Genomic DNA, 14,619 nt, shown 5'->3' on the forward strand with positions numbered 1-14,619 from the left:
ATATGCAAAAAATACTTCCGCATGATAGTTTAGTTCACGTATTATCTCAAAAATGAATTGTAGTAATTTTATTAAGCAGTTGTAGAGTCTCTTGTTTTTATTTAAATGGATGATTTTAAGTTATTGTGAGTAAGGCTTGGTACATATGAAAGATGCTTTTTTGTAGTTTTAGGAAATTTAAAAGGGGGAATGAATTTTTTGAGGAAATCATTTAATCAAAAAATAAAAAAATTAAGTAGTAGTTTTATAGTTGTGTTACTAGTATGTATGAATTTTTTAATCCATTTACCGTATAAAGCAGAGGCAGCTACAACAGAATTAAAAGGTTTAGGTGATGTATCTTATTACAATGCAATCATTTTTGGAGATCATAGTGCAACGAGTGCGGATATTGAGGGTGCGATGGCTGTTCAAAAAAATATGAATGCATCAAGTTATACAGTCTTAGCGGCTGCAACTGGAGCGAATAATTTAGCTGGGGCGACATGGGTAGATGAAGGATATCCGTCATTATTACTAGGCGGTCAATTTACGAAAGCGGGAACAGGACAAGTAATTATCCAAGATGGAACAGTGGCGATGACAAAAGATGGTGACCCAGAAGGTGCAATGAAATCATCATATGACCGTATCTCTTATAAAGAGCAAGCGGAGATTGATGCTAAGTTTAAAGAATTTAGAAAAGACGTTGATGGTGTAATTGGGGATGCAAGTAAACTACACACTGATAAGCCAAAACCTAATATGAGCTTTGGAATCGGTGAAGATGTAAACAACCCTAATATTTATGTCTCTTCAGGCCAGACGGGAAAGAAAGCATTTGATGTAAAAGACGTTTTTCTTCCGAATGTAGAGAATAAAGACTTTATTGTTATTTATTCAGATGCAGAAGAAGTGAGTTTTGGTGGCGGTGCAATTTTGTATGATACAAGAAATACTGGGATGGCGACGGATTTAATTAATACATCTCAAGCATACGACCCTAATTCATCTTTTACTGAGTTAGCTAGTAAGGTAATTTGGGTATTTCCTAATGCTACAAAGATAACAACTAAAGGTTATGGTGTAGTAGGTAGTGTGTTTGCACCTAATGCAGTTGTAGAAACAAAAGGTGGTTCTATTAATGGACAAGCCTATGTTGGAGGATTACACCAAAGAGATGGCTTTGAGGTCCATAACTTTAAATTTAACTGGCCAAAGTGGAATAAGCCAGCAGCTGAAAAAGGACATTTACAAATTAAAAAAGTTGATGAAAACGATGAAAACATTGTTTTAAAAGACGCAAAATTTGATGTTATAGACAAAGATAATAATGTTGTGGCTACTGTTACAACAAACGAAAAGGGTATTGCGGAAGTTAAAGATTTACCATTTGGTGATTATTTTGTAAAAGAAATTAGTGCACCAGAAGGATATATAAAAGTTGATACACCAGTAAAAGTAACAATTGATAATACAAACATAATTGAATTTGTTATGAAGAATACGAAAAAAGTAGAAAATGGTCAATTTAAATTATTGAAAAAAGATAGTGAATCTGGTCAACTTTTACCAGGTGCAAAATTTGATGTTATAGATAAAGATGGGAACGTTGTCGAAACAATTATTACAGATGGTAAAGGTGAAGCTTTATCAAAACAACTTCCAGTTGGAACATATACATTAAAAGAAGTTGAAGCACCAAAAGGTTACGAACTATCATCTAGCTTAGTTCATGTTGATGTAGCTGCTAATAAAACAGTGACTGTAGATGTGTTGAATAAAAAAACTGTTGAAAAAGCTACAGGTCAATTTGAAATCGTAAAAGTGGATGCAGAAGATAAAGCGAAAGTATTATCAGACGCAGAATTTGAAGTGTACAAAGATGGTAAAAAAGTAGAGACGTTACGAACAGATAAAACAGGTAAAGTAATCTCTCAGAAATTAGAGCCAGGAACATACACATTAAAAGAAACGAAAGCGCCACAAGGATATACATTATTAAAAGAAGAAATTGAAGTCGTTGTGGAAGCAAACAAAGTAGTACAAGTACAAGTAGAAAACGCAAAAGAACTAGGAAGCTTACAAGTAATCAAAAAGGATGCAGAGAGTGGAAAAGTTCTAGAAGGCGCAAAATTTAGACTGAAGAACGAAACTGGTCAAGTAGTTGGAGAAGCGAAAACAACGAATAAAGACGGCGTTGTGAAATTCGAAAACTTAGTGCCAGGTAAGTATACGTTAGAAGAAACGAAAGCGCCGGAAGGCTATAAAGCAGTAGAAGTAACAGTAGAAGTAAACGTAGTAGCAAATGAAGTAGTAAAACAAGAAGTTATGAATGAAAAAGTAACAGGTCAATTTGAAATTGTAAAAGTAGATGCGAATGATAAAGCGAAAGTATTATCAGGTGCAGAATTTACAGTATATAAAGATGGTAAAATGGTAGCGGAACTGAAAACAGATGAGAATGGAAAAGTGATGTCACCAAAATTACCATTAGGAGAATATACAGTGAAAGAAACGAAAGCACCAGAAGGTTACAAGCTTTCAAATAAAGAATGGAAAGTAACAATACAAAACGAGAAAGAAGTAGTAAAAGTAGAGGCAGAAAACGAAAGAATCTTAGGTTCTCTACAAATTATTAAGACGGATGATAAAGATCAAGCGAAACGTTTAGCAGGCGCAGAATTTACATTGAAAGATGTGAAAGGAAATGTTGTAAAAGAAGGAATTACAACAGATAAATCTGGAATCGTTAAAGTAGACGGACTAGTGCCTGGTGAATATACGTTAGAAGAAACAAAAGCTCCAGAAGGTTATGAGTTAACAAAACAAGTAATTCATGTAACAGTTGATGGTGAAAAAGTTATTGATGTAAAAGTAACGAACAGTAAGAGCCTTGGTCAATTTGAAATCGTAAAAGTGGATGCAGAAGATAAAGCGAAAGTATTATCAGATGCAGAATTTGAAGTGTACAAAGATGGTAAAAAAGTAGAGACGTTACGAACAGATAAAACTGGTAAAGTAACCTCTAAGAAATTAGAACCAGGAACATACACATTAAAAGAAACGAAAGCACCACAAGGATATAAGTTGTTAAAAGAAGAAATTGAAGTCGTTGTGGAAGCAAACAAAGTAGTACAAGTACAAGTAGAAAATGCAAAAGAACTAGGAAGCTTACAAGTAATCAAAAAGGATGCAGAGAGTGGAAAAGTTCTAGAAGGTGCAGAATTTAAGCTAAAAAATGAAACTGGTCAAGTAGTTGGAGAGGCGAAAACAACGAATAAAGACGGCGTTGTGAAATTCGAAAACTTAGTGCCAGGAAAGTATACGTTAGAAGAAACGAAAGCGCCGGAAGGCTACAAAGCGTTAGAGGTTACAGTAGAAGTAAATGTTGTAGCTAATAAAGTAGCGAAACAAGAAGTATTGAATGAAAAAGAGACAGAAAAAGGTCCAGAAAAGCCAGGTGAAGAAACAGAAAAGCCAGGTGAAGAAACAGAGAAACCAGGTGAGGGAACAGAAAAGCCAGGTGAAGAGACAGAGAAACCGGGTGGAGAAACAGAAACACCGGGTGGAGAAACAGAGAAACCAGGTGAGGGAACAGAAAAGCCAGGTGAAGAAACAGAGAAACCGGGTGAGGAAACAGAAAAGCCAGGTGAAGAGACAGAGAAACCGGGTGAAGGAATGGTAAACGTAGATAAAGAACAACCTACCTCACCAGAAAAAGGACAAGGTGCGTCTCATGCACAACGCCTTCCAGCCACAGGACATGATATGAATTATCTTCCATTCGTTGGTTTTGCTCTTGTTTTATTAGGGATACGTCTTAGATTTATGATTAAAAATAGTTAATAGTTTTATAAAAGGCATAAGAGAAATGTTATCTCTTATGCCTTTTAGTTTTTTGTTTAAGCTTCAATAACCTTAAGCATTCGATTTAAAAATGCGGCTGATTCAGCACGTGTTGCTGTGCCTTTTGGTACGAATTCATTGCGCTCGTTCCCTTTTACGATGCCGTATGCGTAAACATTTTGTAATGCTTTCTTATCGTATGCTAAATTTTGGTCAGTGAATGGTAATTTCACTTCTTTTCTATAAATCCAGTTATATTCTAATGCACGGTCAATCATAATAACAGCTTCATCACGTGTTATTGTAGCAGTCGGATCAAATTTATTATTCCCACGACCATTAATGATACCTGCGCTAGCTGCACGATTAATTCCGTCTACTAAAGATGGATGTGCTTCGTTTAAGTCTGTAAATTTAGCGTTTCCAGCCGGTAATTTTAAAGCTCGCGACATTAAATTTGCAAACTCCGCTCGTGTTACGAGGCGGTTTGGCCAGTAAGAACCATTTCCATCACCGAACATGATTTTCCTAGCTGCTAATTGACGAATGTCTTGTTCATACCAACCACCTGTAATGTCATCTTTTTCATGAGGGACTTCTGGCGGTGGCATAACCTCTTTACGATGTTCATTATAGTAAGCGTTCGTGCCTTTTAAGAAAGCATCCCATTGTCCGCGTTGAATCATAAATGCAGGGCAGTTTTTTCCGCTCCAAAATTGATGCTTTTGCACGTGATCTAGAGATATGTTTAATTCGTTCATTAAATAAGCAGCTAATTTTCGGGCATTTTCTACCGCCTTCGTATAATTCCCATCACTATTCACAGCAATTTCAATTCCGATAGATTCATAGTTTCCTGTCTTATTTCCAGCATGCCAACCAACTTCATTTAATGGAAGATGTTGATAAATTTCTTTGTCATCCACTGTAAAATGCCAAGATGCTGAACGATCAGTATTTCCGCGTGCTTGGCTATCTAAGTACTTCGCATGATTTAACGCGTTAGCACCTTTACTTGTATTAGCAGTTTCATGAATTGTAATGTATTTCGGTTCCATTGCGTAGCCAGGACGAATGTTTTCATTCCCTTTTGGAACGATCATTTCTTTAAATGTAACACCATAAACGTTATTTGTAGGCAAATTAGATGGTGTTTTGAAGAAAGTTGCGCTTCTCTTTTCGATAGAACCTGTTTTTTCAAATAATGATGCTTTTGTACCTTCAAATGTAGCTGAAGGAGCATAAATCCATTTCTCAGTTCCGTTCAGTTGAATTTTAAACCAATTTCCAGCTTGTTCAGTAGGAGCTACTGTTTGTGGCTGTAATGTCGTTTCTTCTTTAAACGATTGGAAAGGGAATGAATATATTGATGTTTCGTCTTTCACAATTAGTTTTTGATTTGAAAGTTTATGAATCTCTTGTACTTCTAAACTATTATTTTCCTTATTAACCCAACCAGAACCGGATGTAGTTTGTACGTAATATGTATTACCTTTTTTCTTTGTTGCCTTTACTACTGGTTCAGCAATTTCAATATTTGTTTTGGTTTTTAAGTCGTTTGCATCGTATAGTGGAAGTTTTGTTGATAAGTGGAGAAGATATTCACCCGAGATTTCAAGGTCGTTTTCTTCGTCATGTCTATGCTGTTTTGCATGTTCTTCAATGCTTTTTAACGCTTGTTCATCAATAGACAATTCCGCAGTTTTCTCTATATTTTCTGCGAATGAATGGGTAGGTGCTATAAATGCTTGTAATGCCAAAGATAGTGCTAAAATGTTGTAAAACCTTTTTTTCATAGTTATTTTTTAACACGTTATAGTATATATGTCGTGTTAACAGTCCTCCTTTAGATGTATTTTAAATTAGTAGCAAGTATTAATACGTTCTAGATTGTAACAAGAGCATATTGTAATGTCTATACAACTAGGAAAAGTTCGTGAAAAACTAATATTCAGTTTGTTTTAAATAGGATATAGAAATAAGGTAAAACCTTCTGTATTGACCTACAAACGCCCTTCAAGTAAACTAAAGAGAGTTTGCAAATGAAAAGGTGATAATGTTGTTAATTTCAATTAAAACGTTACAAGATGATCGTTTTTTACGTCCGCTGCAAAATATTGGCGGCTTATTTTTTGAAGATAGTACGATTGGATTTGAACAAGAGGAAGCAAATCTTATCGTTGATATACACATTGAAGAGAATGTGAAAGCATCTGCTCGTTTAACAGATGTTGCTACTGGAAATGTGTATGAAGAAACTTTCGCAAAAGATTTATCTGCTTTCACAGATGAAAAAGAGCGTATGAAGCAAGTGAAGCACGTTGTTTCTTATGTATATCTTTCTGTTCTTCAGCAGTTAACTGGTCTTGAACAAAGCTGGGGCATTTTAACAGGAGTTCGTCCGACAAAACTTCTTCATAAAATGCTTCAAAGTGGTATGTCAAAAGAAGAAGCACACCAAGAACTTCGTGAAAGCTATTTAATTCATGAAGAGAAAATTGAACTTCTTCAGCGTATTGTGGATTGCCAATTAGCGGTAGTTCCGGATTTATACCGTTTGAAAGAGGAAGTAAGTATTTATATCGGTATTCCATTCTGCCCAACAAAATGTGCATATTGTACATTCCCGGCGTATGCAATTAACGGACGCCAAGGCTCTGTTGATTCATTCTTAGGTGGTTTACATTATGAAGTTCGGGAAATTGGTAAGTTTTTAAAAGAAAAAGGTGTAACAGTTACGACGATTTATTACGGCGGGGGTACACCGACAAGTATTACAGCAGAAGAGATGGATATGCTGTATGAAGAAATGTATGAAGCGTTCCCAGATGTGAAAAATGTGCGTGAAGTAACAGTTGAGGCAGGTCGCCCAGATACAATTACGCCAGCAAAACTAGAAGTGTTAAATAAATGGAACATTGACCGTATTAGTATTAATCCGCAGTCATACCATCAAGAGACATTAAAAGCAATTGGGCGTCATCATACTGTAGAAGAAACAATTGAGAAGTATCACTTAGCTCGTGAAATGGGAATGAACAATATTAATATGGACTTAATTATTGGTCTTCCTGGTGAAGGGCTAGATATTTTCAAGCATACGTTAGATGAAACAGAAAAGTTAATGCCAGAATCGTTAACAGTTCATACGTTATCATTCAAACGTGCTTCTGAAATGACGCAAAACAAACGTAAATATAAAGTAGCTGGTCGCGAAGAAATTACAGCGATGATGCACGAAGCAGAAGAGTGGACGCAAAAGCATAATTACGTACCATATTACCTATATCGTCAAAAGAATATTTTAGGTAACTTAGAGAACGTTGGTTATGCAATGCCGACGCAAGAAAGTATTTATAACATTGTTATTATGGAAGAAGTTCAATCGATTATCGGACTTGGCTGTGGTGCATCAAGTAAATTTGTTCATCCGAAGACAGGCGCAATTACGCACTTCGCAAATCCGAAAGATCCAAAATCATATAACGATGGCTTCGTAAAATATACAGAAGACAAACTGAAAATTTTAGAAGAGCTATTCGTATAAGAAGAAAGAGGTTGTTCCGATTTGGAACAGCCTCTTTTTTATATTGTTGTGAGTAAATTGCTATAATTTCACTTATCAAGAGACCACACTGTTTGTAAAACTATGTCGATAATAATCAGAAAAATTAGTCAAATCATTAGAGGACAATGTCTACTTATGGACGAAATGATAGATTTATGAAAGAGAAAAGGGGGAAATTGTTGGCATGTACATGACGATAGGGAGAATATTTGATTTAGCGGTTGGTAAGTATCCGAATAAAGAGGCGTTAGTAGAGCCGGAAAAAAATATTCGCTGGACATATAAACAGTGGGATGAGCAAATAAATAAAACGGCGCAAGCTCTATTGAAAGAAGGGGTAAGAAAGGGAGATACTGTATCTGTTTACTTATATAATTGCCGTGAATTTGTAAACGTTTACTTAGCTTGTGCGAAAATTGGAGCGATCTTTAACCCGATTAATTTCCGCCTAAAAGCAAAAGAATTATCGTATATCCTCCAAGATGCAACCTCGAAAGTAGTAGTCTTTGAAAAAGCAGTTGAATCAACTGTTGCTATCATTGAACGAGATTTTCCAAATTCGTCTTTTTGGTACGTAGAAGACGATACACCTTCCTATGCTAGTTCTTACCATGAAAAAGTGAACGCAGCATCTTCTGACAAAGTAGATATCGAAATTGATGAAATGGATTATTGTTCTATGCTATATACGAGCGGTACGACAGGTCATCCGAAAGGCGTGCTACATCGTCATCGTGAAATGGCTGAGCATAGTATGATTTGTACGTATTTCTTAAAATATAATAGAGATAGTGCTGGGCTTGTAGTGGCGCCTTTATATCATTGCGGCGAGTTAAATGCTGGAATCATTCCGCGTATTCAAGTTGGTGGAAAGAATGTTATTTTACATCACTTTGATACGGATAGAGTATTACATACGATTCAAGAAGAGAAGATTACGACATTTTTTGCAGCACCGACGATGTGGAATATGTTACTGCAAAAAGATTTAACGCAGTACGATTTAACATCGATGAAGATTGGTATATATGGAGGAGCGGCAATGGCTCCAGCATTAGTGAAGGAATGTAAAGAACGTCTTTATATTGATCTCGTACAAATATACGGAATGACAGAAATGGGACCAGTTGTTGCGTTTCTTGTAGAAGAAGATCAAATTACGAAAGCAGGTTCAGCAGGAACACCGTGCTTTAGTCATGAAATCCGCATTGTAAAACCAAATGATGATGCACCAGCAGAACCAGATGATGTATTACCTCCTTATGAAGTAGGGGAGATTATTTTACGCGGCCCAACTATGATGGCTGGTTATCATAACCGAGAAGAAGCAAATGCAAAATCGATGTATAAAGGATGGTATCACTCTGGTGATTTAGGTTACTTCGATAAAGATGGCTATTTATTCGTCGCAGATCGTGTGGATGATATGGTAATTAGCGGAGGCGTTAATATTTATCCACGTGAAATTGAAGATTTTCTACATAGTCATCCTGGTATATTAGATGTTGCGGTGCTTGGTGAGCCAGATGAATTATGGGGAGAACGTGTTGTGGCTGTTGTTGTAAAGAAAGATGAAGCGATTACAGAAAAGGATTTGGAAATATATTGTAAAGAAAGTGATGAATTAGCAGATTATAAACGTCCACGTCACTATTTATTTGTGGATGAACTGCCTCGTAATGCGAGTGGGAAATTACAAAAATTTGTCCTGAGAGAGTCGTTGAAAGGCGCAAAACAATAGAAACCGATTTATACAAATAAGATTATCTTTTTTAATAAGGAAATAGTGTATATGTAAAAAAGCGGAGAGTATGTATCTCCGCTTTTTATTATTTTTGTAAGCATCAAGTGTACATATTAATTAGTTAAAGTTATAGCGGTACAAAAATACGTTGAAATCTTCTTCCTTTGGTCCAAAATTAACTGCTTTTTCTTGTATGCGTTGGAAGTTTTGTCTATCATAAAATTCATAGTTGCATTCGTTATCTGTATATAAATATAAAGATGTTACGTCTTCTTTTTTCATATATTGGAACAAATCGTTTAGTAAAGACTTCCCAACTCCAAGACCTCTAGATTCTTCGGATACGATGAATAATTGTATACAGCCTTGAAATTGATTTTCTTTTCCTTGAATGAGTTCTTTATATGTTTTTTGTACTTGTATAAATGCTTTTAGAAATTCCCTATTCTCTTTATTCGTTATGAATAGCTTTAGCGTGTTAAAGGCAAAGCTAACAGTGTTATGGAAGCTCTTTAAACGGTTTTTATCTTTTTCAGAATCGCCTAAAATGACACCAATCACTTTATTATCTTTTTCGGCTACTTTACTGAAGGAACTTCCTAAAATACAACTGTGTAGATAAAAGTTTAATACTGAGTTTAAAAATTTTTTATCTGTAATGAATTCATTAAATCCAAATGCTTCACCGATTAAATGTTTTATAGGCTCATAGTCTTCCTTAACAAGACTTCTATATTTTACTGTGTTCATAATTGTATACTCCCTTTATTAATGTAAATGACTTATTATAAATAGTAAGGGCTTCTCTAAGGGGAGAGTCAATGGTTGTATGCGAAAAAATATAAGGGAAGAGATGCAAATGAAAAAAATGTTTTCTATTGGAGAAGTTGCAAAAATAAAGGATATTACGATAAAAGCGCTAAGATACTATCATAAGATGGGGATTCTTATTCCAAAACATGTTGATGAATCAACGGGGTATAGATATTATTCTATAGATCAATTTATTCACATTGATATTATAAAAAGCTGTCGAGAGTTGAACACGAGCATAGTAGAGCTGCAAGAGATTTTTAAGGAACGTAATACGGATAAATTGCTACGATTTTTACAAGTGAAGAGAGAAGAAGCAGAAGAGCATATAAAGAAAATGAAAGAGGTAATGGAAACGATTGATGACTTACATGCGAAAGTAGTGAGTTCACAGGAAATATTAAAGAATGATGAAATCTCTATTGAATTTTTTGAACAACGTTATGTCGTTGTTGCGCCTTGTAAAGAAGTAGGGAGTTTACAGGAGTTGCTGTATTATTCCGATTTAGAGAAAATCGTGCAAGATTATGAAGAGAAAATGGAAATGGAGATGGGGATTCTCTACAACGTAAATGAAGATTGGGATGTAGAACCGAAGTATGTTTTTAATAAAGTACGAGATGATGTACATATGGAAGAGATGCAAAATATAAAAGTATTACCGGGCGGGAAATATATAACGTTAGCGTATAGTAAAGAGAATGAAGAGGAACGTAGAAATACTATGATTAAATATATGAAAGAAAATAGTATAGAAGTAGAGAGTTTTATTGAAGTGGAGTTAGTTAGTGATATTTTTAATGCGGAGACGTATAGTTGTCAAATTCAAATTTTGATAGGGGATAGTGAGAATAAGAAGTTTTGATGCTATAAATTTAGGGGGACGATCCAAAAAGCCTACTTACTTAATAAGAGAGACCATCCCTAAAAAATGGGACGGCCTCCTTAAATCGTATTACTTACGTGAAAATCCTTCTTCATCAAGGTATTCCGCAGCTTCTGGATAAGAGTTGAATGTACCGTCTAAGTTTACACCAGCGTACACGTTCCACATATCATCCTCTGAGATAAGAGTAAGGATATGGCCGTCTTCGTTATGCCATTCTTCTTCTTTCGCAGGTTCTGCAGGAACTACGATTTCTTCTTGAGATAATAGTTCAATTGATTGCTCAATTACTGAGCGTAATTCATCTGCTGAAAATTCGCGGATGTTAATCATACCTTTATCATCCGTTTTATAACCTTTAATACCATTTGCATATACAAAGCCGTTTCCGTTTGGATGTAAATGATATACAACGTTCTTTTTATCTAAACGACTTTCTTCAAAGTGAAAGTTCACGCGTTTTAATGATACGTTCTTTCTTTCTAATTCAGGGAAAGATTCAATAATCGATAATTTTTCTTCAAAAGTTAGCATAGTGCCTCCAAATATATAATAAAAGATTTAATTTATCTATTATAGCACAGTTACAACGGTTTCCAAAGATGCGGCGTGAGCTTACAATTGAATGCGTTTACGTCACGATACTGTAAAAAGTGGACTAACGAATGTATTCTTTTAGGTGTACAATGGAACGTGGACTTAATGTGAAGGTGGTTATTTATATGTTTCAAAAAATAGCAAAGGAATGTTTAGCAGGTTTTACTGTTGCGATTGTTGCGTTGCCACTTGCCATTGCATTTGGTATTGCTGCAACGGGAACATCTGAGGGAGCACTAGTCGGATTGTATGGTGCGATTTTTGCAGGTTTATTTGCGGCGTTATTTGGTGGTACACCTGGGCAGGTAACGGGGCCAACTGGACCGATTACGGTTATTGCAACAGGAGTTATTGCGACGCACGGATTAGAGGCGAGTTTTATAGCCTTTATGATGGCGGGACTGTTTCAAATTTTATTCGGTGTATGTAAGCTTGGATCTTACGTTCGATACATTCCGTATCCTGTCGTTTCAGGATTTATGAACGGAATCGCATTAATTATTATTTTAGGTGAAATAAAGCATGTGCAAAATAGTTTTCTACTCGTAGTATTAACGATTATTGTAATGATTGTTTCTGGAAAATGGATTAAGGCTATTCCGTCTAGTTTAGTTGCATTAGTCGGTGTAACTGCTTTGCTTCCTTTATTTTCTTCTGCGTTAGAAGGGCTTACAGTGAAGTTACCGATTATCGGAAACTTGTCATTAAATAAGGTGATTGAAAAAATTGGGACGATTCCAGAAGCGATGCCGACGCTTCATATTCCATCTTTAAATGGAACAGGGATTGCAGAACTTATTTTACCAGCGCTTAGTATTGCTTTATTAGGAGCGATTGACTCGTTGCTAACATCGGTCGTAATGGATAATGTGACAGGTACACGTCATAAAAGTAATAAAGAACTGGTCGGACAAGGTATCGGTAATATGATGAGCGGGTTGTTTGGCGGATTAGCAGGGGCAGGGGCGACTGTACGGTCTATCGTTAATATAAGAAGCGGTGGTAAAACGGCGCTTTCAGCAAGTATGCATAGTGTTATATTATTTATTTTCATTATGGGACTTGGATCGGTCGTACAATACATTCCGCTTGCTGTATTATCAGGTATTTTAATTATAACTGGTATTGGAATGTTTGATTGGGAAAGCATGAAGAAAATGCATGTAGCACCAAAAGGTGATGTCATTGTTATGCTCGTAACGATGATTGTCACAGTGAAGTTCGATTTAATGATTGCTGTTGCGTTCGGTATTATTCTTTCGTTCATTATATACATGGTGAAATGTAAAGAACGTAAAGCTTCTATTGTAAAAGAAAAAGACGCGACATATAAAATTAAAGGCCCACTTTCATTTTTAACAGTGGATCGTATTTTTTATGCTTTACAAGACGTAAAGTCTCCGGTTGTTTTACGTATGAAAGATGTGCGCTATATGGATGTATCAGGCGCAATGGCGTTATTTAATTTCATTGAGCAGTCGGATAAGTCAGGAGTGAGTGTGACGCTAGAACAAGTGCCTACTCATATTGAAAAAACGTTAGTAACGCTGGCGAGTAATGAGCAGAAAGATAAATTACAGTTTGTAGAAGCTGGTGCTATGTAAGGAAATGCCCTCGTATGAGGGTGTTTTTTATTGTGTTCAATATCTTTATATCGTGATGTTTTTATGTTATTGACATTTATTAATCTTAGCAGTATAGTAACATTCTAGATTAGGTATGTGCTATTATAAGAAGGTATATGAATTTTGAGATTCCTTTATATTCAGAAGGAAGAGCTGTAAGCTGGAGGGAATATTTGATGTACAAACAGTTACCACATGGAGTGAAGATCGGGATTACGCGATCAATTGTTGTTTCTTTTGAGAAGTATATGAAAGAAATTGAATGGCATGAAGAAAAATTTGATATGCAGCAATTTGTTGAACAGTGGAAACAGTATTTATACACAAAATCAACTTGGATTAATAAAGTAGACGAAGAGTTGAAAGGACATCCAGATTTCCATCAAGCATTAGCGATGAAAGTGAATGAAAAAATTAACGAGTTTATTAATGAAAAACCGACCGAAGAGCAAGTGGAGCAATTAAAGAGAAATAAAGTGAACCATGCAGATGAAATGTGCAAATTAGAAGCTGAATATCATATTGAACGTTTATTAGTAACGAAGTAAATTTTACATAAAGAATAAGCTTGTCCAAGGAGGTGTGATGACCATCTTTTTGAACAGGCTTTTTTGTACGAAAAAGAAGAAGAGAGGTAGCTTTGGAAGCAGCCTCTCTTTATTATTAGTCTTGTGGTACAAATGCTTTCCAAGAAGATAGATCCATATCTTCTTTTAATATAGATGAAGCAGGGAAGACAAATGACCACGGTTTTGTAGTGTTCGTTTTAATTTCAAGGTTCGGTAATGTGAAAGCACCTTTAACAACAACTGCACCTGCTGCATCTTCAATGTGAAGAGGAAGTTGCTCTAGTTGAATGTCGTCTTTGCAACCGTTACGAATAAGAAGCGTTGTATGTAAATCACCGTTTTCTTTTCTTGCAGCTTGCAGACCTAGGAAGTTAATTTCACCATCATTTGGAGGTGTTAAATTGTCTACGAAATTACGTAAAGCTTCTTTGCTTGCTTCAGGTAACTGAGCTTCCCAAGATGGGTCTAAATCTAATACATGCTTACTTTCAAGTTCAAACGCTAATTCCCAATCTGTTTGCGATAATTCGGCACCTGTAATTGTTTCTTGCTCAAATGTAAAGATGAATGGCATATTTACATTTGCAGGAATATCTCCTAATGCAGAAAGGTTAAATGTTTTGCGGGCACATAGTTTCTTCTCTTTATTTAGAAGGATTAATGTAACCTCTTCGAAAGAAATTGGTTTCGGAACAGTGCTACGAATAAATACAGCTACGTCATAACCATTATCACGTTTTTCAATCTCAATTCCAGATAAAGAAATTTGATATTCTTGTAAACGTGTTAGTTCTTTATGTAAAAATTGATAAATGTATTTTTGTTCTTGTGCTACTGCACCCCAGCTAGGGTGGAAGTAAAGCGTTGGTTTTACTGTTTTATTTTCAGTATTTGTTTCTTCTTGTCCGAATAATTGATTACTAGAGACAGTCGTATCTTTTCCGCTTTTCTTAGCTCTTTTTAGGAATGATAACATAATCTTTCACCTC

Annotated in this window: 10 protein-coding genes; 6 read left to right on the forward strand and 4 right to left on the reverse strand. The window is 35.6% G+C overall.

What is annotated here, in order from left to right; genetic code table 11:
- Positions 1-198: 198 nt before the first annotated feature.
- Positions 199-3,828 carry an MSCRAMM family protein gene (locus RBB48_RS08495; protein ID WP_262719707.1) on the forward strand — a complete coding sequence of 1,210 codons (3,630 nt, stop codon included), beginning with the start codon at positions 199-201 and terminating at the stop codon, positions 3,826-3,828.
- Between the two features lie 56 nt (positions 3,829-3,884).
- On the opposite strand, the gene RBB48_RS08500 is transcribed toward RBB48_RS08495, so the two are convergent.
- Positions 3,885-5,624 (reverse strand): S-layer homology domain-containing protein, encoded by a 1,740-nt coding sequence (locus RBB48_RS08500; RefSeq protein ID WP_306007530.1) that lies wholly within the window; start codon positions 5,622-5,624, stop codon positions 3,885-3,887.
- 260 nt (positions 5,625-5,884) lie between these two features.
- Between RBB48_RS08500 and RBB48_RS08505 the strand changes: the two genes are divergently transcribed.
- Complete coding sequence (locus tag RBB48_RS08505) at positions 5,885-7,375, forward strand: coproporphyrinogen III oxidase (protein ID WP_002007015.1); 1,491 nt, start codon at positions 5,885-5,887, stop codon at positions 7,373-7,375.
- 205 nt (positions 7,376-7,580) lie between these two features.
- Positions 7,581-9,137 (forward strand): fatty acid--CoA ligase, encoded by a 1,557-nt coding sequence (locus RBB48_RS08510; RefSeq protein ID WP_088062120.1) that lies wholly within the window; start codon positions 7,581-7,583, stop codon positions 9,135-9,137.
- A 120-nt stretch (positions 9,138-9,257) separates the two neighbouring features.
- Here the strand turns inward: RBB48_RS08510 and RBB48_RS08515 are convergent, their stop codons facing one another.
- Positions 9,258-9,890, reverse strand: coding sequence for a GNAT family N-acetyltransferase (locus RBB48_RS08515; RefSeq protein ID WP_088062123.1), 633 nt, complete (start codon positions 9,888-9,890; stop codon positions 9,258-9,260).
- 79 nt (positions 9,891-9,969) lie between these two features.
- Between RBB48_RS08515 and RBB48_RS08520 the strand changes: the two genes are divergently transcribed.
- A complete protein-coding gene (locus tag RBB48_RS08520) occupies positions 9,970-10,818 on the forward strand; it encodes a MerR family transcriptional regulator (protein ID WP_306007531.1) in 849 nt (282 codons plus the stop codon).
- Between the two features lie 90 nt (positions 10,819-10,908).
- Here RBB48_RS08520 and RBB48_RS08525 read toward each other — a convergent pair whose 3' ends face one another.
- Positions 10,909-11,373, reverse strand: a complete 465-nt coding sequence (locus tag RBB48_RS08525; protein WP_088057384.1) for a hypothetical protein — start codon at positions 11,371-11,373, stop codon at positions 10,909-10,911.
- Between the two features lie 152 nt (positions 11,374-11,525).
- On the opposite strand from RBB48_RS08525, the gene RBB48_RS08530 reads away from it, so the two are divergent.
- Together RBB48_RS08530 and RBB48_RS08535 are read left to right on the forward strand one after the other, a co-directional pair.
- Positions 11,526-13,040 carry a SulP family inorganic anion transporter gene (locus tag RBB48_RS08530; RefSeq protein WP_306007626.1) on the forward strand — a complete coding sequence of 505 codons (1,515 nt, stop codon included), beginning with the start codon at positions 11,526-11,528 and terminating at the stop codon, positions 13,038-13,040.
- Between the two features lie 197 nt (positions 13,041-13,237).
- Positions 13,238-13,609, forward strand: coding sequence for a hypothetical protein (locus tag RBB48_RS08535; protein WP_087985747.1), 372 nt, complete (start codon positions 13,238-13,240; stop codon positions 13,607-13,609).
- Positions 13,610-13,724: 115 nt separating this feature from the next.
- On the opposite strand, the gene RBB48_RS08540 is transcribed toward RBB48_RS08535, so the two are convergent.
- A complete protein-coding gene (locus RBB48_RS08540; RefSeq protein ID WP_088062128.1) occupies positions 13,725-14,606 on the reverse strand; it encodes an accessory Sec system S-layer assembly protein in 882 nt (293 codons plus the stop codon).
- Positions 14,607-14,619 lie beyond the last annotated feature (13 nt).

Source organism: Bacillus sp. MMSF_3353 (assembly GCF_030733445.1).
Lineage (GTDB): Bacteria > Bacillota > Bacilli > Bacillales > Bacillaceae_G > Bacillus_A > Bacillus_A wiedmannii.